The following is a 22,366-nucleotide window of genomic DNA, read 5'->3' on the forward strand; positions in this document are numbered from 1 at the left end:
TGTTTTTATGTCTTGGATATAAATTTGTTGTAGCGTATTAGTTACTGACTGTCACGAATATGAAACAGCGTTTAAAAGCTGCGCAATTAGTGCAGGAATATGCCGCGAAATGCGTGAATAATCATCACTTTTGGAGTTAAGAGTGTGAGGAAAATATTTATATGTATTTGTTAAAGTGGTAAATACTTGTTGGGTTTCGGCTCGCTCAACCCAACCTACGGTGTATAAATTGTTATTGAGCTGTCCGCTACTCTAAGCCCGTAGCCCGTAATTTAAGATGCTTGTTGGGTTTTGCTTCGCTTCGCTCAACCCAACTTACGCTCAACTACCTTTATTCTTCGAGTGCCGAAACCACAAAATACGGATTCAAATACTCATCTTTGGTGTTGTACAAAAGCGGGCTACCATCAAGTTGAGTGACTTTAGCGCCGGCTATTTCAGCGATGGCGTGGCCTGCGCCGGTATCCCATTCACAAGTTGGGCCTAAGCGCGGATATATGTCGGCGCTGCCTTCGGCGACTAAACACAGTTTCAGTGAGCTGCCTTTTGACACCATTTCAACCTCATCAAAGCGTTGTACAAATTCAGCTAAATCAGGGGAAGGATGCGAGCGGCTACCTACAACACGAATAATGCCTTTGTTAGGCTTGGTGGTCACTTTAAGCTCGATGCGCTCATCGCCTTTATCTTTAAAAGCACCAATGGCTTCGGCGGCTAAATAAGATACACCCAGTGCAGGGGCATCAACCACGGCTAAAACCGGTTTGCCATTTTCGATTAGGGCAATATTAACGGTAAACTCGCCGTTCTTTTTTATAAATTCTTTGGTGCCATCGATTGGGTCAACCAGCCAGTAGCTTTTCCATGTTTGGCGTACATCCCAACCAATATCGGCACTTTCTTCACTAAGCACAGGAATATCGGGGGTGAGCTCTTTTAGTCCTGCGCTAATGATTTTATGAGCTGCTAAGTCGGCGTCGGTTACAGGGCTTTCATCGGCTTTGTACTCAACGTTAAAGTCTTTATTGTAAATACCCATAATCGCGCTTCCCGCTTTGCGGGCGAGAATAAGGGTTTCTTCTAGCAGTTCAGTCTGATTCATTACATGGGCCTATAGTATATGCTGATGTTTTAGATACGTTATCAGCTGAGCTACCGATTGGTCTAGGGTGTTTTTACTGGTATCTAAAATTATTTCAGGATTAACCGGCGGCTGGTAAGTTGAATCAATCCCAGTAAAGTGTTTAATTTCACCGGCGCGCGCCTTTTTATATAAGCCTTTTGGATCGCGGCTTTCGCACACCTCAAGAGGGGTGTCGATAAAGACTTCGATAAATTCACCCTCATCTACTAATTCACGAACCATGTCGCGCTCAGCTTTAAAAGGAGATATAAACGCAGTAAGGACTAACAAACCAGCGTCAACCATTAGCTTGGCGGTTTCGCCTACGCGGCGGATATTTTCAACGCGATCGGCATCGCTAAAGCCTAAATCTTTACATAAACCATGGCGTACATTGTCGCCATCAAGTAGGTACGTGTGCGCGCCTTGCTGATTGAGTGCCGCTTCTAAAGCATTCGCAACGGTGCTTTTACCTGAGCCAGAAAAACCAGTAAACCATATAATAGCGCTCTTATGCTTTTTTTGTTCGCTGCGCTGTACTTTAGTGGTGGCGTAATTATGCCAAACAATATTGTTATCCATTTGCTGTGTCTCTTTATGCTATAAGCGCGGGCATTAAAACGGAAATACCAGCGGGATCATAGTTAGTACGGTAATTGAATAAATAATAGAAAGGGGTAGCCCCATCATTACATAGTCTTTTAGTCGGTAGTTACCCGCGCTATAAACCATTAAGTTAGTTTGATAACCAAAAGGTGAAATAAAGCTGGCTGAGGCACCAAATGCAACCGCCATAATAAACGGCAAAGGTTCTACGTTAAAGCCAATAGCCAATGAGTAGGCAACCGGAAACGACAGTGCCGCTGCGGCGTTATTAGTGATCAATTCGGTAAATAACACCGTCATTAAAAAGATTGCGATAAACGCGCCATAAGGGCCAAAGTCGCCAAGCACTACAAACATGGCGTCTGATATTTGCCCAGCAAGGCCGGTGCCTATCATCAGCTTAGCTAAACCTATGGCACTGCCTACTACGGCAAGTAACTCAATAGGAAAGCGGCGTTTTATTTCGCTCAGCTTAATCGTGCCACACAGCATCAGCCCAATAAGTAACACTAATAAGCCTTTAACCAGCGGTACTGCACCTAAAATACTTAACCCCAGCACACCTGCAAAACTTAACAATACAATGTTTGATTGTTTTGCACCGAGGTGGGTTTGTAAATCAAGCCCTGAAATATACACAAATTCGCGCTTTAAGTTAGTTAAGTCATAAAAGCTTTTACCAGGGGCGAGGATTAATGAGTCACCCGCTTGTAAGCGCACTTGCCCAAGCCCGCCTTGTAAGCGATCATGACCACGGCGAATAGCAATAACGGCCGCATGAAATTGCTCTCTAAAGCGGGCTTCTTTTACCGTTTTGCCAATTAATTTAGACGACTGACTAACGACAACTTCAACGAGGTGTTCTATGTCTTTTTCGTGTTTGTCGTGCACCACTTTTAAGCCGTCAAAGCGAGTGAGCAAAGGTACCGACTTTATATCGCCTACAAACAGCAGTATGTCGTCTTGTTGAATAATATGTTGGGGGGTCACGGCGCAAATGCGATTGCCATCGCGAATAATTTCAGCCAAAAACAAGTCTTTTAAATCGCGTAAACCGTTTTCTTCTACGGTGCGGTTTATTAGTTTAGAGCCGGTTTGTACTTTCCCTTCTAAATAAAAAGGCACCACCTCTTGGCTATTTTTACCGTTGTCGGGCAGGCATTTTAGCATCACTAAAATAGTGATTAAGCCCACACTGAGTGCGCCTAAACCCACTAAGGTAAAATCAAAAAAGCCTAATGGCGCCATCCCCGCATCTACTGCAAAGCCATTTACGATTAAGTTAGTAGAGGTACCGATGAGTGTAATAGTGCCGCCTAAAATTGCGGTGTACGACAAGGGTAGCAACAGCTTTGAAGGGGAGTGGTTTGGGTTATCTTTTATGGCGGTAATTAAGGAGGCAACCACCGCGGTATTGTTAGTAAAGGAAGACAAAAACGCTGTAGAAAGCCCAAGCTTGGTCACTGATTTAACTAAACTGCCACTGGATAACGATTTAGCTAAGCGTTGAATAAGCGTGGTTTTTTCTATCGCTATCGACACTAAAATTAATAACACTAAGGTAATTAATGATGGGTTAGTATAATTAACCAGCATGTTTTCTAAGTCAATGAGCCCAGTTAGGTAGCTGGTGCCTATGGCACTGACAAATAACCACGCAGGGTTAATACGTGTGCCAAATAGGCACCCGACTAAAAGCAACATAATGCCTGTTAAAATGAGCTGTTCTACCATGCTTTAAATATTCCTAACAGGCGGTTATTAAACGTTATAGCTTTGAAATATCAAGCGCTTGCCAATGTGGAAAGTGCTTGCGTACGAGGGCATTAAACTCAACTTCAAAGTCGCTAAATTTACCCGCATTTTCTTCACGTTGTAGTACCTGTTCTATCATTCCTGCTGCAACCGTTAAGTTTGATAAACGGTCAATAAGAATAAACGAACCTGTTTCATGATTGTGATGGTACTGATCCGCTAAAATAGTCTCGGTGAGCTCGAGTGTCACAATCGCAATTTCGTTTAATTGTAATGAATCTGCGCTGCCATGCTCTAGGGTGTTTACATCAATAGTGTGGTCTATTTTTGTGACCATGGCCGAGGTGTTTTTGCTGCCTAGTTTTAGGTTATAGCTTTTACCTAGTACTAATGGCGATTCGTGCATCCACACAATTTTAGCCTGTAATTGGTTGGTTACTTGAGCTTGCGAATTCGCAGGCACAATAACGTCCCCTCGGCTAATATCTATTTCAGTATTAAGAGTAACCGTGATTGCTTGGCCTGCTTCGGCGGTGTCGAGGTTGCCATCAAAAGTCACAATCTCTTTAATGTTAGATGTTTTACCTGAAGGCAGTACTTTTATCTCATCGCCAACGCGTAATTTACCTGAGGTCAGCGTGCCTTGAAAACCACGGAAGTTTAAATTAGGGCGAACCACATACTGCACCGGAAGGCGCGCTTCAAAACCAGTGTCGATTTCAGCTGCCGGAGAGTCTTCTAACAGCTCAAGCAATGGTTTGTCGGTGTAATAAGGAGTGTGTGCAGAGCGAGTTACTACATTATCGCCTTTGAGCGCCGACATAGGCACAAACTTAATGTTTGATACGTTAAGTTGCTCGGCAAATTTTAAATAATCGGCTTTAATTTTTTCATAAACGGTTTCGTCAAAATCAACAATATCCATTTTGTTAACCGCAACCACAAACTGTTTAATGCCTAATGAGTCACAAATAAAGCTATGGCGCTTAGTTTGTACCTGCACACCATAACGTGCATCCACTAAAATAATGGCAACATCACTGGTTGATGCACCCGTTACCATGTTACGGGTGTACTGCTCATGCCCAGGGGTGTCGGCAATAATAAACTTACGCTTAGCGGTTGAGAAATAACGGTACGCTACGTCAATTGTTATGCCTTGCTCACGCTCAGCTTGTAGGCCATCAACTAACAATGCTAAATCAAGTTCTTCACCGGCATTACCTACTTTTTCGTTATCTTTATGAAGTGCAGCTAGCTGATCTTCATAAATTTGGTGACTATCGTGCAGTAGGCGTCCAATTAGGGTTGATTTACCGTCATCCACACTGCCACACGTTAGCATACGTAATAAGCTTTTATCTTGTTGACGTGCTAGGTAAGCGTCTATACCAATTTCTTTTACTTCGTTAAATGTATCGTTATTTAGGTTAGACATTAGAAATACCCCTCACGTTTTTTCTTCTCCATAGAGCCTGCTGAATCATGATCAATCACCCGACCTTCACGTTCAGATGACGACGATAGCAACATTTCTTCAATAATTTCTGTTAGGCTGCTTGCCGTTGATTCAACCGCGCCAGTGAGTGGATAACAGCCTAAGGTTCTAAAGCGAACCGACTTCATTTGCGGTACTTCACCTTCATTAAGCGGCATGCGATCGTCATCTACCATGATTAAGGTACCGTCGCGTTCTACTACAGGGCGCTCTTTAGCAAGGTACAGTGGCACCATTTCGATATTTTCTTGATAAATGTATTGCCAAATATCTAGTTCAGTCCAGTTAGATAGTGGGAATACTCGAATACTCTCACCTGGATTCACTTGGCTGTTATAGGTATTCCAAAGCTCAGGACGTTGGTTTTTAGGATCCCAGCGATGGTGTTTATCACGAAATGAATACACGCGCTCTTTAGCCCGTGATTTTTCTTCATCACGGCGTGCGCCACCAAATGCTGCATCAAAACCGTACTTATTCAGCGCTTGCTTTAAGCCTTGAGTTTTCATGATATCGGTATGTTTACCCGAACCATGGGTGAATGGGCCTACACCCATTTCGATGCCTTCAGGGTTTTTGTGTACAATTAAATCAAAGCCATACTCTTTGGCTAAACGGTCGCGAAACTCAATCATTTCACGAAACTTCCAGTTGGTGTCTACGTGTAATAACGGAAACGGAATTTTTGCAGGGTAAAATGCTTTACGAGCTAAGTGCAAAAGTACCGATGAGTCTTTACCGATTGAGTAAAGCATAACTGGGTTCTCAAACTCAGCGGCGACTTCGCGCATGATTTTGATACTTTCAGCTTCAAGTTGCTGAAGGTGAGTTAAAGCCATTGTTGGTCGTCCTACTAAAATGATTAAATTAAAATCTGTTAAACTACGCCACGTCTGTCAGCGGTTGAGCAAAGCTACTGATCTGTGCTTTTTCGCCAAACCAGTGTAATTCTTGATGCAGCGAAGCTACTTCACCAATAATCAGTAAAGCGGGTGAAATAATTTGATGCTGCTCAATGAGCTGTGCTAATTGGTCTAACTGTCCTGTGACAACACGTTGATTTTTGCGTGTGCCGTTTTCAATTATGGCCACTGGTGTTGTTGCTGCTCGCCCATGTTTTAATAGCTCGGCTTGAATATGCGGCGATTTAATTACCCCCATATAAATAGCCAGTGTTTGGTTTTTTTGTGCAAGCGACTGCCAATTAAGTTCTTGTCCTTCTTTTTTGCAGTGTCCGGTAACAAACTGAATAGCCTGAGCATGGTCGCGATGCGTTAAAGGAATACCTGCGTAGGCACTACATCCCGCGGCTGCCGTTATACCTGGCACTATTTGGTAATTTACGTTATTGGCTGCCAGTACTTGGACTTCTTCGCCACCACGGCCATAAATAAATGGGTCGCCCCCTTTAATTCGGCACACTTTTTTACCTTGTTGTGCTAAATCAACCAACATCTTATTTGTATCTTCTTGAGCTACGCTGTGATCGCCTAAGCGCTTACCCACACAGATTAAATCGGCATCGCGACGCACTAATTCCATGATCTCATCGGATACCAAGTAATCATATACCACCACATCGGCTTGTTGCATTAGTTGCAGCGCTTTTAGTGTGAGTAGCTCTGGATCGCCTGGGCCTGCACCGACTACGTATACTTCGCCTTCTGGTTCAACTTTGGCATCTAGCATTTGCTCTAGTTGTTGCTCAGCGCCATGGGTATCACCGGTTTGGACTTTGCTTACTACTGATGAATCAAACACGCCTTCCCAAAATTGGCGACGATCAGCAAAATGTTTAAAGCGTTGCTTTACTTTATGGCGAAAGCCACCGACCAAGTTAGCGAGTGGGCCGATATGCTGGGGAATAAGTGTTTCGAGCTTTTCACGTAAACGTCTTGCTAAAACCGGCGCGGTACCCGCACTTGAAATCGCAATGGTAATTGGGTTGCGATCAACAATAGAGGGGAAAATAAAGGTACATTTAGGTTGATCATCCACCACGTTCACAAACACATTACGCGCATTGGCGAGTTCAAATACGGTGTTGTTTACTTCATCGTTGTCGGTGGCGGCAATAATCAAAATTTTGCCATCAAGATGCGACTCTTCAAAATAGGCATCAATTAATGTTACTTCATTATTATGCGCATGTTCTTTTAATTCTTCGCAAAACCAAGGGGCAACTAGCGTTACATCGGCACGTGCTTTTAAAAACGCACGGCATTTTCGCAAGGCAACCTCTCCACCGCCAACAACCAATACGGGTTTGTTGTCGAGTTTGGTAAAGATAGGTAAATATTGCACTGAATAACGCCCCTAAAAAATAATAAAGTGTTTAACTGAGAAGCAGAATATAGTGGCTATTGATAAGTAAAAAATAATTAAATCTTAGTTGATATTCTTAAAAGTTATATTAATCATGTTTTTTAGGTCTAAATCGTATTTAGTAAGGGGTAGAGTGACATTTAGTATAGAAAACGCGCTTATAGTGTTTGGTTATGAGCTATAGCAAGTTTAAGCTATGATGCTCTTATATAGTTTAAGGTCACACAATTTCATAGGCATAAAATGACAAACAATACTCAAAACGCCACGCTAGCCGTTAGCTTAATGGACTTAACCAGTTTAAACACTGATGATAGTCAAGCCAGTATTAACGCATTAGTAAACAGTATAAACCCTAAGCTAGGCACGCCTGCTGCGCTTTGTGTGTTTAGTGAATTTGTTGATGACGCTAAAATAGCACTTGCTAATCGCTTATTGAGCCATGTAAAAGTGGCCACCGTAACTAACTTTCCCTCTGGTGATGCGCCACTCAATGAAGTACTCAATGAAACCCTGATAGCCATAGAGCGGGGGGCCGATGAAATTGACCTAGTTATTCCTTATAAAGCGCTTTTAAAAGGTGAAGCAGATACCGTGCTGGAATACGTGAGTGAGAGTAAAAAGGTATGTGGCAGCCGTGCTAAGCTCAAAGTGATCATTGAAACTGGCGAGCTAAAAACGGCAGCATTTATTACTCAAGCAACCGAACTTGCCATCCAAGGCGGAGCTGATTTTGTAAAAACCAGTACAGGAAAAGTAGCGGTAAATGCCACGCTTGAAGCGACTGAAATAATGCTTAAAGCCATCAAAAAGTCATCAAAGCGAGTTGGTTTTAAGGCTGCTGGTGGAGTCAATACTGCAGTAGATGCAAATGCTTATTTGCAACTAGCAACCGAGATTATGGGGCATGATTATTTAGCACCAGATACATTTAGGTTTGGCGCTTCATCGCTGTTAAATGACGTTTATAAGGTGTTGAATGAAGCGCAGCAGTGATGCCGAAAAACAACAATTAGAGCACGATGCGGCCAAGTTGTTTTTGCGATGTTATGAACAGCAAACGGGAATTCATATGCGCCATATTTGGCATAATGAACCAAATAGACCCGATGTAAGCTGTTATCAAGAAAATCAGCAACTCGATATAGAGGTGGCGCATTTATACGCCAGTGAAACGGAAGCCATGGCCGTGTTAGGCCGGCCACTGTCGATACAAATGCAGCGTGATTTAGCCGACATGGCGCAACAACCAAGCGAACACCGGTTGCAATCAGCGTTGGAGCGCTTATTAAAACAAAAAGCGACTAAGCGTTATTATTCAAAGCGTACGTGGTTGTTAATTCGTAACGCTAGTACTATTTGGCATAAGAGCGACTTTGAAGCGGCAGTCAAAAAAGTATGTTTTCCAAATACCCATCAATTTGAACAAATATGGTTACTGTGTGATTTTTATCGCGGTGAGTTATTACGAGTAGATTAAAAGCGGCTATAGAGTAGCCGCTTTTTTATTGCTTAATTAAAAATCAAAGGTGCTGATTAGTTAAACTTAAACATGTTGCCTAAGCTTTCTAGCCCTGACTGTTGAGTTTTTGCTAAACATTTTGAGTCATCTAAAGATTTCTTTGTTGTTTCATCGGCAAGGCCCGTTACTTTCAAGCTCTTCTCTTGTTGATACTCGCGCAGTGCTAATACAGTTTGACGGTCGTACTTAACGTCTTCAGTTTCAAACTCTTCATAATTAGGTTGGTTTTTTAAATACCCTAAGCAAACCAAGTTCATACGAGACATAGCCAAATCCATTTTTTCGTAATGTGGCATTCTATGATTCGGCACATCGACAGCGACGGCAGCAGGTGCTGCTTTTTTACTAGTTACTTTTGGCGGCGGTGGCGCTGTATAGCCTGCTGCAAGCGTGTTGTTTTGGTTATAACGATAGTAGGTATCTGGAATTTTAGTTTCTAAAAATTCAACGGCTTTAATTATTACTTCTCGTAGTGCCTTTTCTTTTGGAGTGTCTGACCAACCACTAAGGCTTCCTCCAACGAGTGCGCCACCAAAGTTAGTCGCTGCGCTGGTAAAATCAAAATCTTTGCTACCACCCTCAACGCTAGTAGCGGCCAGAATACGTGAAGTGCGCGTATCAATTAAGCGTAAGTCAATAGCCATATGCGATCCAGAAAAGCCAGCTGAAACAGAACTAAACACATCACCAATAAAGCCGCCTGAACCAACACTTGCCCCTGAACTGTCATCATCAAATTCAGTAACCGCTGCAACGACGACAATCTCAGCGCCTTCAATTTCGCCATACGCAGCACCGGATTGTGCACTCACTCTGCCTGATACAGCTAAATCTTGCTCTGAAAGTACAGCGTCTAGTGCTTGGCGCTCCAATACAATAAAGCGATTAGTGCCAACAAGGGCGGTGGTAAGTTGATCTGCCATACCTTCACCAATTTCTTTTCGCCACCACCTTGAGTTATTCGACTTATCAGTGAAACGTGCCACGGCGATACGTGCTTTAGGGCCATTGTATTGCTGTTTGCTTACTTCATTAATGTCAGGCGAGTTTTGATTTGAAGTAACGTTTGTTGAGGTGCTTTGGCATGCGCTTAAGCTGGTTATTAATGCTGTAGCTAGTAGCGTTTTTTGTATGGATGAGAGCATAGGATTTTCCTTAATTTATGTGCTTAATTACATTTGTAGTTATTTTTTTAGCAATGGCTAATTAAGGTTAATTTAAATAAATCAGTAGCTTAAAAATAGTACTCAGGCGAAAGCTTTGAGTACACACGCGAAGCTAATTACTTTTACATGTTTGTGCTTCTCTGTATTGTTTTGGTGTAAGTGAATATTTGGCTTTGAAGCAACGGGCAAAGTAACTTTGAGAACTAAAGCCGGTGTTATCTGCAACTAAACCTATGGTTAAGTCGCTATCAGTTAATAATTTTGCTGCATATTCTAAGCGGGTATTGCGAATGTAATCGCTGGGTGTAATGTCAAAAAGTGCTTTCATTTTTAATTGCAGTGCACGAGGGCTCAAACACATTGCACTGGCAAACTCTTCCACGCTAAACAGTTCATTTTGGTAATTTTCACGCAAGATTGTTTTTAAGCGTTCTGTAAACGTGTAATCTTTATTCTGCTCTATTTGTGCATCTAAGGTCACAGCATGTGCTTGGGCTGATAACTGTTTTATTAGGTGCTTATTTAACGCATCACGAATGCCTAATAAGCCATGAACCCGACTTTTTAATAATGATGCTTCAAAGGGTTTACACAGGTAGTCATCGGCCAGCAAATCAAGCCCCTTTATTCGACTGCGACTGTCTGCTTTGGCAGAGAGTAATAAAACAGGGATATGATTAATAGAGATATCTGAGCGAATGGCACTGAGAAGTTGATATCCATCCATCGTAGGCATCATTACATCACTGAGCACTATATCGGGCATTTGAGTTTGGCACAGCACTAGCCCTTCTTCTCCATTATTAGCGGTGAGGCAGGTGTAGTTATCACTAAATAATGAAACCAGTAACTCACGCATTTCCTCGTTATCTTCAACAATGAGTAGTTTTTTGTTGTTTTCTACCAGCATAGTTTGAGAGGACGCTAGTTGTTTATCCGTTAATAAGTTATCTGATTCACACAATGGCAACGTGACTGTAAAACAACTTCCTTTGTTTATTTTACTGGCTAATGAAATTTGCCCGTCGTATTGCTCTACAAGTTGCTTAACCAGAGCGAGACCTATACCACTGCCTGTTTGGTTGTGTGTTGCAATACGAGTAAAGCGTTCAAAAATAAGCGCTTGCTGGTGCTCTTCAATACCAATACCAGTATCAGATACCGTTATAACAACATTATTGTTTGTGTTAGAAAGCGTTAGATTAACGGTTCCATCTGATGGGGTGTATTTAAGTGCATTGGTCAATAAATTATCAATAATAGATAAAGTATGTTTAGTTTCTAAATTTATGTAACTAGGCTGTTGCGTCGTGTCGTTAAAGGAAAAATTAATATTTTTTTGGGCAAACAAAATAGCAAAGTCGTCTACTATTTGCGCTATAAAAGGGCTTAAAGAATAAGCGGATACATACTCTGTAGCCGAACTTGGACGCTGACTTAACTGTAATAACTCATTGATTAAATTAAGAAGGCGGTGCCCGTTGCGCTTAATTATAGAAACTTGTTGTTGTGCTTGAGCACCAAGTTGTTGCTGTTGTAAGTTTTCTACTGGCGCTAAAATTAAGCTCAATGGCGTTTTAAGTTCATGACTAATGTTATCTAAAAATTGGGTCTTTAGTTGATTGAGCTTTCTTTCTTGTTGAATGAGTTGCTCTGCGGTTTTAGCTCGATAGCGTGACGCTAAAATTAACCATGTAATAATCAAAACTATTATAAAATAAGCCGCATAGGCTAATTGCGTTTGCCACCAAGGAGGCGTTACTGTCAGCTTTAGCATAGTGTGAACTTTGCTCCATTGCCCGTATTGATCTTTTACTTTTAATTGTAATTGATAGTTACCTGCACTTAGCTGTGAATAGTTAACTTGTCGTTGGCTTGCATCGGTATGGATAAATTGCTTATCTAAACCATTTAGCTTGTAAGCATACTGGTATTGATTAGCCGATGAAGCGTTATTAATGGCGGCATATTTAAAGCCAATGACCCCTTGGCTGGTTGGAAAAGAGAGTTTTTTAGTATGGTTTATTAGTTTTGCGGGCTGTTTTTTATCTTTTAAGTAGTTTTTTGTTTCGCTTGCTTGGTTGTAAATTAATAGCTCAGTTAATACTGGGGTTGGGGCTGAAGTACTCAGTTGCAGTTTACTAGGGTAAAACTGATTAAAGCCATTGATTCCGCCAAAAAATAGCTCGCCATCAGGTGCTTGAAAAGCAGCACCTAAAATAAACGAATTATGCTGCACGCCGTCACGAGGTAAAAAATGCTGCATAGCTTGATTCGTAGGATTATAGCGAGTGAGCCCTTGGTTACTGCTTAGCCATAAGTAGCCTTTACTATCATCTTTAATGGCAAAAATATTATCGTTTAGTAATCCATCATGTTCGGTAATGTAAGAGATTTTTTGTGTTTTTTTATCAAGGCGGTTTAAACCACCAAAGGTACCCACCCATAAAGTATCGTTATTTTGTAGGTGCAAAGAAGTAACCATATTATGGCTTAAACCAGTTTGCGATGCCTGATTGGCGGGGTAATGAGTAAATGATTCATCTTCTATGCTTAGATAATCTAAACCTGCACGCGTCCCGACCCATAATCCGTTCGCATTGTGATCAAAAAGCAAAGTAAATACGGTGTTGTTAGCAAGACTATTAGTCGAGTCGTCGTGCTTGTAATGTTGAACCTCTAAGGTGTCGGGATTAAAGCGTGTTAAACCTTGATTGCTACCTAGCCATAAATTTCCTTTAGGATCGCTCGTTATCGCATAAACACGATCGCTGCTAAGCTGATGGCTTTGCATTGTATAGGTAATAAAATTATCTTCAGTTGGTTTATATTGCAGTAATCCGCCGCCATAAGTGCCAATCCAAAGTCGCTGCTTGTTATCTTCATGCAGGCTAAAGACATTATTATTGGTTAGGCCGCTTTGTAATTTTGAGTTAACTTTATAGTGCTTAAAACCTGTGTCGGTTTGTTTGTTTAAACCGTCACGAGTACCAACCCATAATTGGCCTTGTGTATCTTTGAGTAGAGCGCGAACAAAATTATGACTAATGGTATTGTCATCATCGCTCAAGTGCTGTTGATGCGAAAATTGATTGTGCTTTTTATCATAACGTTGTAACCCATAGCCATCTGTACCAATCCAAATGATACCGAACCGATCTTGATAAAGTGACAATAGGTAATCATTAGCAAGCCCATTTAGTTGCTGCTTATTGTGCGGTATGTGCTGAAAATTATTTTTAGATGTACTTTGCTCTGTTTTGTAAAATAAACCTTTACCATAACTTGTTAGCCACAAGGTATCGGTGTCGTCAACTAAGATATCGGTGATCCATACACCTGCAAACTGAGCAAACTCTAGAAAAGCCTCTGTTTTAGGGTTAAATAGGCTAAGCCCTTGTTTGCTTGCTACTAATAGCTGCCCTTGTGCATTTAATTGCAGCCGCCATAAATTTTTATGACTTCCCGCAATGTGATTAAAGGTTTTATGCTTTGGGTTAAACTTAATTAATCCTTCGTTGGTTGCTAACCAGACATTTTGTTGTGTATCTATAACAATATCTTGTATGACTGTATTAGCTTGCTCGGGGCTAGTATAGCTAAACGACTCTACTTCATTCTTGACTATATTTAGACGCGTTAACTTTCCATGCTCATGACCTAACCAAATATTATTTAGGCTATCTGAAGCTAATGACCAAATGCGGTTATCAGTAATAGCCAACTCAGTGTGCGTATTAAAAACCTTAAATTGGCCGGTTTGAGTATCAAGTAAATTTAAACCATTACTGGCGGTAGAAAACCAAATAGCATGTTGATCGGCAGCAAGACAATCGGTGACCCAGTTTCCTGAAATACTAGCCTCAGTAGGGTGAGACTTGAAGCGTTTAAACTCATAACCATCAAAGCGATTAAGACCGCCTTGTGTCGAAAACCAGTGAAACCCTTGCTTGTCAGTGATACTGCAAGTAATCGAATTTTGCGATAACCCCTGTTCACTAGAGTATGTATCTAAGTGAATAGGGCGCGCGACGAGTGCACTGTGAAATAAGCATAAAACGCTTAGAATCACGATTTTGTAAAGTGTATGAAGTAAATGCACCCGCTTCCTTGTGCTATTAATATTCCTAAAAGTGAAACAATCATAAACTGCTTTTTTATTAATGTTAAGTTTGATTTTGAGTGTGGCCAATGAGATTTTAAGTTATGGGTATCTTTTTACTCTTGTGTTAATGAATTGCGTAAGTATAATAGGCATCCACTTTGCAGGGGCGTAGTTCCAATTGGTAGAACAGCGGTCTCCAAAACCGACGGTTGGGAGTTCGAATCTCTCCGCCCCTGCCAATTTTTACAAAGTGAATAAAGTCTAGAACTAAAAATCGGTTTGAGTAAGCTTGTTTTTAAGTTTAGATTTTAATGGATTAACCCTGTCGACGTGCAGGGTTGTTGTGTCTGTAGTTAAGGTAATAATATTATGAGCACGAATATAGAAACACCATCAAGTGGGATGGAGTCAGTAAAGTGGTTAGTAGCAATTGCGCTACTTGCAGGCGCAGTCGTTGGTAATCATATGTTTGCAGATCAGTCTGTATTACTACGTGCTATTGGCGTTGTGGTTGCAATAGCGGCGGGTTTAGCTATTGCTTCGCAAACTTTTAAGGGACGTACATTCCTTGCTTTTGCTAAAGAAGCGCGTATTGAAGTACGCAAAGTAATTTGGCCAACGCGTCAAGAAACAACGCACACGACATTAATCGTAATGGTTGCAACAGTGATTATGGCACTTATCCTTTGGGGATTAGATGGCATTTTATTCCGCGCTGTAGGCTTTTTAACTGGATTGGAGATCTGATCCCATGTCGGATGAGAATAACGAAAAGAAACTACGTTGGTACGTAGTACAAGCTTTCTCAGGTTATGAGAAGCGTGTTGCTCAAACATTATTAGAGCACATTAAAATCAAAGGCCTAGAAGATAGCTTTGGTGAAGTATTAGTTCCTACTGAAGAAGTAGTTGAGATGCGTGCTGGTCAAAAGCGTAAGTCTGAGCGTAAATTCTTCCCAGGTTACGTACTAGTACAAATGGATATGAACGATGCAAGCTGGCACTTAGTAAATAGCACTGAACGTGTTATGGGCTTTATTGGTGGCACATCAGACCGTCCTGCACCCATTAGTTCTAAAGAAGCTGATCGCATTCTTAATCGCCTACAAGAAAACGCTGAAGCGCCTAAACCAGCAACATTATTTGAACCAGGTGAAGTGGTTCGTGTTACTGATGGTCCATTTGCTGACTTTAGTGGTGTGGTTGAAGAAGTTGACTACGAAAAGAGCCGCGTAAAAGTATCGGTACTTATTTTTGGTCGTTCTACGCCAGTTGAACTTGAGTTTGGTCAAGTTGAACAAGATAAGTAATTGATTTAAAGCGTTGTGTTAAAAGTTTCTTAATTTTTGGCACGAAGCTTGAAAAAGGCCGCTGATTAACTTATAATCAGCGGCCTTTTTGTATTCAGGGAAAACGTTTGTTTAACTGTTTACTAAAAAGTGAGAAACCAATTTTTAAACTGGGAAGCCGCTAGAGTACGCGTCCTCGCGCGCACAAGGCTAAGACCCACCTAATGAGGTATTTATAATGGCTAAGAAAGTTGAAGCTCTAATCAAGCTACAAGTTGCTGCTGGTATGGCTAACCCTAGTCCTCCAGTAGGTCCAGCACTAGGTCAACACGGTGTAAACATCATGGAATTCTGTAAAGCGTTCAACGCACGTACAGAATCTATCGAAAAAGGCGCTCCAGTTCCTGTAGTGATCTCTGTTTACGGCGACCGTTCATTTACGTTCGACATGAAAACGCCACCGGCTGCTTACTTACTTAAGAAAGCTGCAGGTATCAAATCTGGTTCAGGCCGTCCTAACACTGAAAAAGTAGGCACAGTAACTCGTGCTCAACTTGAAGAAATCGTTGAGACAAAGAAACCAGACCTTACAGCTTCTGATTTAGAAGCTGCGGTTCGCACTATCGCAGGTTCTGCGCGTGCGATGGGCTTGAACGTAGAGGACTAAGATAATGGCTAAATTAACTAAACGTATGCGTACTATCCGCGAAAAAGTGGAAGTAACTAAAGATTACGAAATTAACGAAGCAGTTGCTCTTTTAAAAGAATTAGCGACAGCTAAATTCGTAGAAAGTGTTGACGTTGCTGTTAACCTTGGTATCGATGCTCGTAAATCTGATCAAAACGTTCGTGGTGCGACTGTACTACCTAACGGTACTGGTCGTGACGTTCGTGTTGCTGTATTCACTCAAGGCGCTAATGCAGAAGCTGCAAAAGAAGCCGGTGCTGAATTAGTAGGCATGGAAGATCTTGCTGAACTAGTTAAGAAAGGCGAGATGAATTTTGACGTTGTTGTTGCATCACCAGACGCTATGCGTGTTGTTGGTCAACTAGGTCAAATCTTAGGCCCACGTGGTCTAATGCCAAACCCTAAAACTGGTACTGTAACACCTAACGTTGCAGAAGCAGTTAAAAATGCGAAAGCAGGTCAAGTGCGTTACCGCAATGACAAAAATGGTATCATCCATACTACGATTGGTAAGGTTGATTTCACTGCTGAGCAGTTACAACAAAACCTTGAAGCTCTAATTGTTGCGCTTAAGAAGGCTAAACCTTCTCAAGCTAAAGGTGTTTACTTGAAGAAAGTAACTATCTCTACAACAATGGGCGCAGGTGTTTCTGTTGACCAAAGCACTTTAAGCACAGTTGTTGCTTAATTGAGTGTTTACATGGCGTGAAATTTGTACTATAATTTTGCGCCATTTTGTTGATTAATTTAGTTAATCGCAAAGTAAAGAATTCGGGTTGAAGTCCATAATTTCGAAGCGCCTTTGGGCAACGCGATAAATTGGGCTTCCGTCCAAGACCGTAGGCGGCTTCGGCCTTAATATTACCTACGTAGACGGTGTGAATCCCCAGATAGATTTTTCCTAATCTTCTGGCTCTCGCCGTAAAAAGCATCTCCATCTTTATTGATGGGGAAGAGTAAAACAGGGAAGCCGATAAACGGTAACCCATTAAACCAGGAGTAACACCCATGGCTTTAAATCTTCAAGGCAAAAAAGCAATTGTTGCTGAAGTCAACGAAGCAGCCAATGGTGCTCTTTCTGCAGTTGTTGCAGATTCTCGTGGTGTAACAGTTGGTGCAATCACTGCCCTTCGTAAAGAAGCTCGTGCAAATGGTGTTTGGATGAAAGTTGTCCGTAACACTTTAGCAAAACGTGCTTTTGAAGGTACAGAGTTTGAGTGCCTTTCTGACTCATTAGTTGGTCCAAGCTTAATCGCTTTCTCATCAGAGCACCCAGGTGCTGCTGCGCGTATCTTCTCAGATTTCGCGAAAAAGAATGAGCATTTCGAACTTAAGATGGCCGCTTTTGAAGGTAATGTAGTAGACGCAGCTATGCTTGCAACTCTACCTACATACGACGAAGCTGTTGCACGCTTAATGAGCGCTATGAAAGAAGCGTCTGCTGGCAAATTGTGTAAAACAATTGAAGCAGTACGTGTACAGAAAGAAGAGCAAGCTGCTTAATTTTAAGTTGTTTAATCCCTTTCGGTGTAAATTTATTTGGACCTTAGAGTCCGTTAATTATTAGGAAATTTGTAATGTCTGTAACTAAAGACCAAATCCTTGACGCAATTGCTGAAATGTCAGTAATGGACGTTGTTGCTCTAGTTGAAGCAATGGAAGAAAAATTCGGCGTAACTGCTGCAGCTGCTATGGTAGCAGGTCCTGCTGCTGAAGCTGCTGAAGAGAAAACAGAATTTGACGTAATCCTTACTGGCGCTGGCGCTAATAAAGTTGCGGCAATCAAAGCTGTTCGTGGCGCAACTGGTCTTGGCTTAAAAGAAGCTAAAGCACTTGTTGAAGCTGCTCCAACTCCAGTTAAAGAAGGTATTTCTAAGGAAGAAGCTGAAGCTCTTGCTAAAGAACTTACTGAAGCTGGTGCTGAAGTTGAGGTTAAGTAATCTAGCTTTTGCTAGGTTCGCTGCCTGAGAAATCAGGCAAGGGCTGGTGATTATTTAATCACCGGCCTTTTTGCGCTATAGAGCGACTATTCTTATAGCGCAAATAAAATCTGATTTATTCTTTAATTTCAACGCTTTATAGTTTGCTAGTGTTGAGGTGGGATTAAGTTGGAACAACAGTTAAATGTTGTACATCTTGGCATAGATGCCAGTTAAGTCTGTTCTTACTAGAACAGGTCGGGTCAAAGATCAGCAAGCTGAGGAACCCCATGGCTTACTCTTATTCTGAAAAGAAACGTATCCGTAAGGATTTTGGTAAACGTCCACAAGTTTTGGATATACCTTTCTTACTGTCGACGCAGTTAGAATCGTTTAAAAAATTCTTAGTCCCGGACGCTGATGGCGATCATGGTTTGGAAGCTGCCTTCCGTTCTGTGTTCCCAATTAAAAGCTACTCGGGAAATTCTGAGCTTCAATACGTAAGTTATCGTATTGGTGAGCCAGTATTCGATGTAAAAGAATGTCAAATTCGCGGTGTGACTTATTCTGCTCCACTTCGCGTGAAACTGCGTCTTGTAGTAATGGACAAAGAAGCTCCAGGCACAGTTAAAGACATTAAAGAGCAAGAAGTTTACATGGGCGAAATTCCGCTCATGACCGATACCGGTACTTTTGTAATCAATGGTACAGAGCGTGTTATCGTTTCTCAGCTACACCGTAGCCCTGGTGTATTCTTTGATAACGACCGCGGTAAAACTCACTCGTCAGGTAAAGTGCTTTATAACGCACGCGTAATTCCTTACCGTGGTTCATGGTTAGACTTCGAATTTGATGCAAAAGATAACTTATATGTACGTATTGACCGTCGTCGTAAATTACCGGCGTCTATCATCTTACGTGCACTTGAGTACACGAGTGAAGAAATCCTAGATATCTTCTTCGATACTACTGCGTTTGAAATTGCTGACGGTAAAGTTCTTATGGAACTTGTACCTTCACGTTTACGTGGTGAAACTGCCGCTTTTGATATCAAGAGCGAAGACGGTGAAGTCCTTGTTGAAAGCGGTCGTCGTGTTACGGCTCGCCACATCAAGAGCATCGAGAAAAAAGGCATTAATCAATTAGAAGTACCACATGAGTACATCATTGGCCGTGTATTAGCGAAGAACTATGTTGATGAGTCAACAGGTGAAATCATCGCGACTGCAAATGACGAGCTAACGCTTGAAATGATGGCTGAATTGGTTAAAGCAGGTCACACTACTATTGATACATTATATATCAATGAAGTGGACAGCGGCGCTTACATGTCAAATACATTAAACATTGACTCGTCAAGCAACCGTTTAGAAGCACTAGTAGAAATTTATCGCATGATGCGCCCAGGCGAGCCACCGACGAAAGACGCGGCTGAAGCCTTATTTGAGAACTTATTCTTCTCAGAAGAACGCTATGACTTATCAACAGTAGGTCGTATGAAGTTCAATAGCCGTGTTGGTTACGATTCAGACACAGGCCCTGGCACATTAAGCAAAGAAGACATCGTAGCAGTTATGAAAGTATTGATTGCTATTCGTAACGGTGTTGGCGATGTTGATGATATAGACCACTTAGGCAACCGTCGTATACGTAGTGTTGGCGAAATGGCTGAGAACCAATTCCGTGTAGGTTTAGTACGTGTAGAACGTGCTGTACGTGAGCGCTTAAGCTTAGGTGACTTAGACGCGATCATGCCACAAGATCTTATTAACGCTAAGCCTATTTCGGCAGCAGTTAAAGAGTTCTTCGGCTCGTCTCAGTTATCACAGTTTATGGACCAAAATAACCCGCTATCAGAAGTAACGCACAAGCGTCGTATTTCTGCATTAGGTCCGGGCGGTCTAACTCGTGAGCGTGCTGGCTTTGAAGTACGTGACGTTCACGTAACTCACTACGGTCGTGTATGTCCAATCGAGACTCCTGAGGGTCCAAACATCGGTCTAATTAACTCATTGTCTACGTATGCACGTACCAATGACTACGGTTTCTTAGAAACACCTTACCGCAAAGTGGTAGACGGTGTAGTAACTGATGAAGTTGATTACCTATCAGCCATTGAAGAAGGTCAGTTTGTTATCGCACAGGCGAACTCAAACTTAACTGAAACCAATGAGTTTGTAGATGAACTTATTCCATGTCGTCACAAAGGTGAATCAACCTTTATGGGTCGCATGGACCAACAATATATGGATGTATCACCACAACAGGTGATCTCTGTAGCGGCCGCACTTATCCCGTTCCTAGAACACGATGATGCTAACCGTGCATTGATGGGTTCAAACATGCAACGTCAAGCAGTACCAACATTGAAAGCGGACAAACCGTTAGTAGGTACTGGTATTGAGTTAACACTAGCGAAAGACTCTGGTGTAACGATTGTTGCAAAACGTGGTGGTGAAGTAATGTATGCCGACGCAAGTCGCATCGTTGTTAATGTACATGAAGAAGAACGCATTCCTGGTGAAGCGGGCATCGACATCTACAACTTAACCAAGTACACACGTTCTAACCAAAATACATGTATTAACCAAAAACCAACATGCATGGTTGGTGAACCGGTTACTCGTGGCGATGTGTTAGCAGATGGTCCTTCGACTGACTTAGGTGACTTAGCCCTTGGTCAAAACCTTCGCGTGGCATTCATGCCATGGAACGGTTACAACTTCGAGGATTCAATCTTACTATCAGAGCGCGTAGTTGAAGAAGATCGTCTAACGACTATTCATATTCAAGAACTACAGTGTATTGCCCGTGATACTAAATTAGGCTCAGAAGAGATCACAGCAGATATCCCGAACGTGGGTGAATCTGCACTAGGCAAGCTTGATGAATCAGGTGTTGTATATATTGGTGCTGAAGTTAAAGGCGGCGATATCCTAGTAGGTAAAGTGACTCCGAAAGGCGAAACGCAATTAACACCAGAAGAAAAGCTACTACGTGCTATCTTCGGTGAAAAAGCGTCTGATGTTAAAGACAGCTCTTTACGTGTACCTAACTCTGTAACTGGTACTGTAATCGACGTACAAGTTTTCACTCGTGATGGTGTTGAAAAAGATAAACGTGCGTTAGAAGTTGAAGACATGCAGCTTCGCGAAGCGAAAAAAGACTTCAACGAAGAGTTCCGTATTCTAGAAGCCGGTGTTTTAGACCGTGCACGCAAGTTACTTGTGGCAGCTGGTTTCGATGAAGACAACTTAGCGTCACTGAATGCTGAAAAGTTACTAACTCAAAGCCTTGCTGAAGAAGACAAGCAAGCTGAACTTGAGCAACTAGCTGCACAGTACGATGAGCTTAAAGCTGAATACGATAAGAAGTTTGAAAACAAACGTCGTAAAATTACCCAAGGTGATGACTTAGCACCAGGCGTACTTAAGATTGTTAAAGTATACCTAGCTGTTAAACGTCGTATCCAACCGGGTGATAAAATGGCGGGTCGTCACGGTAACAAAGGTGTTATCTCGACTATCGTACCAGTAGAAGATATGCCATACGATGACAAAGGTCGTACGGTAGATATCGTACTAAATCCACTAGGTGTACCATCACGTATGAACATCGGTCAGATCCTTGAAACACATATGGGTCTAGCTGCACGTGGTATTGGTGAGCGCTTAGAAGAAATGATGAAAGAGCAACGCGAGCTTCATGAGCTACGCGAATTCATTAAACAAGCTTATGAGATCGGTGAGTCTCGTCAGGTTGTGGATATTGCTAGTTTCTCTGATGACGAAATTCGTCGTTTAGCTGAAAACTTGAAAGGTGGTTTACCGATTGCTACTCCTGCATTTGATGGCGCGAAAGAAAGCGAAATCAAAGACATGCTAGAGCTAGGCGGCTACCCTAGAAGTGGTCAGGTTACACTTTATGATGGCCGTACTGGCGATCAGTTTGAACGTCAAGTAACTGTAGGTTACATGTACATGCTTAAACTTAACCACTTGGTTGACGATAAGATGCACGCACGTTCTACTGGTTCTTACAGCCTTGTTACTCAGCAGCCGCTGGGTGGTAAAGCACAGTTCGGTGGCCAGCGTTTTGGTGAGATGGAAGTATGGGCACTTGAAGCTTACGGTGCTGCTTACACGCTACAAGAAATGCTAACAGTGAAATCGGATGACGTGAACGGTCGTACTAAGATGTATAAAAACATCGTTGATGGTAACCATAAAATGGAACCAGGTATGCCAGAATCGTTCAACGTATTGTTGAAAGAAATCCGCTCACTGGGTATCAACATCGAGTTGGAAGAAAATTAAGCCAATTAGATGCTGCAGTTAGCGCTGCAGCATCTGTTATGGCTGAATAGAATGT

The 22,366-nt window shown here is 42.0% G+C and carries 17 protein-coding genes and 1 tRNA gene; 10 read left to right on the forward strand and 8 right to left on the reverse strand.

Annotation, left to right across the window (positions count from 1 at the left end; genetic code table 11):
* Positions 1-331: 331 nt before the first annotated feature.
* The 6 genes from cysQ to cysG are packed head-to-tail and all read right to left on the reverse strand — an operon-like array spanning position 332 to position 7,286.
* Positions 332-1,102 carry a 3'(2'),5'-bisphosphate nucleotidase CysQ gene (gene cysQ / locus PTET_RS01095; protein WP_096038091.1) on the reverse strand — a complete coding sequence of 257 codons (771 nt, stop codon included), beginning with the start codon at positions 1,100-1,102 and terminating at the stop codon, positions 332-334.
* A gap of 9 nt (positions 1,103-1,111) precedes the next feature.
* Complete coding sequence (gene cysC / locus PTET_RS01100) at positions 1,112-1,705, reverse strand: adenylyl-sulfate kinase (RefSeq protein ID WP_013463834.1); 594 nt, start codon at positions 1,703-1,705, stop codon at positions 1,112-1,114.
* 33 nt (positions 1,706-1,738) lie between these two features.
* On the reverse strand, positions 1,739-3,463 hold the full coding sequence (locus tag PTET_RS01105; RefSeq protein ID WP_013463835.1) for an SLC13 family permease: 1,725 nt from the start codon (positions 3,461-3,463) through the stop codon (positions 1,739-1,741).
* A 34-nt stretch (positions 3,464-3,497) separates the two neighbouring features.
* Positions 3,498-4,922 (reverse strand): sulfate adenylyltransferase subunit CysN, encoded by a 1,425-nt coding sequence (cysN, locus tag PTET_RS01110; RefSeq protein WP_013463836.1) that lies wholly within the window; start codon positions 4,920-4,922, stop codon positions 3,498-3,500.
* The gene (cysD, locus tag PTET_RS01115; RefSeq protein ID WP_013463837.1) at positions 4,922-5,821 is read right to left on the reverse strand and encodes a sulfate adenylyltransferase subunit CysD; all 900 of its coding nucleotides are present in this window, start codon (positions 5,819-5,821) and stop codon (positions 4,922-4,924) included. The genes cysN and cysD overlap by 1 nt, the downstream gene beginning before the upstream one ends.
* Before the next feature lie 43 nt (positions 5,822-5,864).
* Positions 5,865-7,286 carry a siroheme synthase CysG gene (cysG, locus tag PTET_RS01120; protein WP_016900055.1) on the reverse strand — a complete coding sequence of 474 codons (1,422 nt, stop codon included), beginning with the start codon at positions 7,284-7,286 and terminating at the stop codon, positions 5,865-5,867.
* A gap of 264 nt (positions 7,287-7,550) precedes the next feature.
* Here cysG and deoC point away from each other — a divergent pair, with 264 nt between their 5' ends.
* Both deoC and PTET_RS01130 read left to right on the forward strand, forming a co-directional pair.
* A complete protein-coding gene (gene deoC, locus PTET_RS01125; protein ID WP_013463839.1) occupies positions 7,551-8,303 on the forward strand; it encodes a deoxyribose-phosphate aldolase in 753 nt (250 codons plus the stop codon).
* Positions 8,287-8,787 (forward strand): hypothetical protein, encoded by a 501-nt coding sequence (locus PTET_RS01130; RefSeq protein WP_013463840.1) that lies wholly within the window; start codon positions 8,287-8,289, stop codon positions 8,785-8,787. The genes deoC and PTET_RS01130 overlap by 17 nt, the downstream gene beginning before the upstream one ends.
* A 56-nt stretch (positions 8,788-8,843) precedes the next feature.
* Here PTET_RS01130 and PTET_RS01135 read toward each other — a convergent pair whose 3' ends face one another.
* Complete coding sequence (locus PTET_RS01135; protein ID WP_013463841.1) at positions 8,844-9,974, reverse strand: CsgG/HfaB family protein; 1,131 nt, start codon at positions 9,972-9,974, stop codon at positions 8,844-8,846.
* Between the two features lie 133 nt (positions 9,975-10,107).
* Positions 10,108-14,097 (reverse strand): hybrid sensor histidine kinase/response regulator transcription factor, encoded by a 3,990-nt coding sequence (locus PTET_RS01140; protein WP_013463842.1) that lies wholly within the window; start codon positions 14,095-14,097, stop codon positions 10,108-10,110.
* Between the two features lie 165 nt (positions 14,098-14,262).
* On the opposite strand from PTET_RS01140, the gene PTET_RS01145 reads away from it, so the two are divergent.
* The 8 genes from PTET_RS01145 to rpoB all read left to right on the forward strand — a co-directional run bounded on the left by PTET_RS01145 (position 14,263) and on the right by rpoB (position 22,311).
* Positions 14,263-14,339, forward strand: a tRNA-Trp gene (locus PTET_RS01145).
* 130 nt (positions 14,340-14,469) lie between these two features.
* Positions 14,470-14,847 (forward strand): preprotein translocase subunit SecE, encoded by a 378-nt coding sequence (gene secE / locus PTET_RS01150; protein WP_013463843.1) that lies wholly within the window; start codon positions 14,470-14,472, stop codon positions 14,845-14,847.
* 4 nt (positions 14,848-14,851) lie between these two features.
* Entirely contained in the window at positions 14,852-15,409 is a 558-nt protein-coding gene (nusG, locus tag PTET_RS01155; RefSeq protein WP_013463844.1) for a transcription termination/antitermination protein NusG, read from the forward strand.
* 217 nt (positions 15,410-15,626) lie between these two features.
* Positions 15,627-16,055: a 50S ribosomal protein L11 gene (gene rplK / locus PTET_RS01160; RefSeq protein WP_008108462.1), complete on the forward strand. Its 429-nt coding sequence runs from the start codon at positions 15,627-15,629 to the stop codon at positions 16,053-16,055.
* Between the two features lie 4 nt (positions 16,056-16,059).
* The gene (gene rplA, locus PTET_RS01165) at positions 16,060-16,764 is read left to right on the forward strand and encodes a 50S ribosomal protein L1 (RefSeq protein WP_013463845.1); all 705 of its coding nucleotides are present in this window, start codon (positions 16,060-16,062) and stop codon (positions 16,762-16,764) included.
* Between the two features lie 320 nt (positions 16,765-17,084).
* Positions 17,085-17,579 carry a 50S ribosomal protein L10 gene (gene rplJ / locus PTET_RS01170; RefSeq protein ID WP_013463846.1) on the forward strand — a complete coding sequence of 165 codons (495 nt, stop codon included), beginning with the start codon at positions 17,085-17,087 and terminating at the stop codon, positions 17,577-17,579.
* Between the two features lie 74 nt (positions 17,580-17,653).
* Positions 17,654-18,016 (forward strand): 50S ribosomal protein L7/L12, encoded by a 363-nt coding sequence (gene rplL / locus PTET_RS01175; RefSeq protein ID WP_013463847.1) that lies wholly within the window; start codon positions 17,654-17,656, stop codon positions 18,014-18,016.
* Between the two features lie 269 nt (positions 18,017-18,285).
* Complete coding sequence (gene rpoB / locus PTET_RS01180; RefSeq protein ID WP_024602214.1) at positions 18,286-22,311, forward strand: DNA-directed RNA polymerase subunit beta; 4,026 nt, start codon at positions 18,286-18,288, stop codon at positions 22,309-22,311.
* Positions 22,312-22,366: the final 55 nt, after the last annotated feature.

The organism is Pseudoalteromonas tetraodonis, from assembly GCF_002310835.1.
In the GTDB taxonomy this organism is placed as follows: Bacteria; Pseudomonadota; Gammaproteobacteria; order Enterobacterales; family Alteromonadaceae; genus Pseudoalteromonas; species Pseudoalteromonas tetraodonis.

Excerpts from the sequence above, each read along its gene's own strand:
- cysQ (WP_096038091.1), bottom strand. The coding sequence starts at position 1,102 with ATGAATCAGACTGAACTGCTAGAAGAAACCCTTATTCTCGCCCGCAAA.
- cysC (WP_013463834.1), bottom strand. The coding sequence starts at position 1,705 with ATGGATAACAATATTGTTTGGCATAATTACGCCACCACTAAAGTACAG.
- PTET_RS01105 (WP_013463835.1), bottom strand. The coding sequence starts at position 3,463 with ATGGTAGAACAGCTCATTTTAACAGGCATTATGTTGCTTTTAGTCGGG.
- cysN (WP_013463836.1), bottom strand. The coding sequence starts at position 4,922 with ATGTCTAACCTAAATAACGATACATTTAACGAAGTAAAAGAAATTGGT.
- cysD (WP_013463837.1), bottom strand. The coding sequence starts at position 5,821 with ATGGCTTTAACTCACCTTCAGCAACTTGAAGCTGAAAGTATCAAAATC.
- deoC (WP_013463839.1), top strand. The coding sequence starts at position 7,551 with ATGACAAACAATACTCAAAACGCCACGCTAGCCGTTAGCTTAATGGAC.
- PTET_RS01130 (WP_013463840.1), top strand. The coding sequence starts at position 8,287 with ATGAAGCGCAGCAGTGATGCCGAAAAACAACAATTAGAGCACGATGCG.
- PTET_RS01135 (WP_013463841.1), bottom strand. The coding sequence starts at position 9,974 with ATGCTCTCATCCATACAAAAAACGCTACTAGCTACAGCATTAATAACC.
- secE (WP_013463843.1), top strand. The coding sequence starts at position 14,470 with ATGAGCACGAATATAGAAACACCATCAAGTGGGATGGAGTCAGTAAAG.
- nusG (WP_013463844.1), top strand. The coding sequence starts at position 14,852 with ATGTCGGATGAGAATAACGAAAAGAAACTACGTTGGTACGTAGTACAA.
- rplK (WP_008108462.1), top strand. The coding sequence starts at position 15,627 with ATGGCTAAGAAAGTTGAAGCTCTAATCAAGCTACAAGTTGCTGCTGGT.
- rplA (WP_013463845.1), top strand. The coding sequence starts at position 16,060 with ATGGCTAAATTAACTAAACGTATGCGTACTATCCGCGAAAAAGTGGAA.
- rplJ (WP_013463846.1), top strand. The coding sequence starts at position 17,085 with ATGGCTTTAAATCTTCAAGGCAAAAAAGCAATTGTTGCTGAAGTCAAC.
- rplL (WP_013463847.1), top strand. The coding sequence starts at position 17,654 with ATGTCTGTAACTAAAGACCAAATCCTTGACGCAATTGCTGAAATGTCA.
- rpoB (WP_024602214.1), top strand. The coding sequence starts at position 18,286 with ATGGCTTACTCTTATTCTGAAAAGAAACGTATCCGTAAGGATTTTGGT.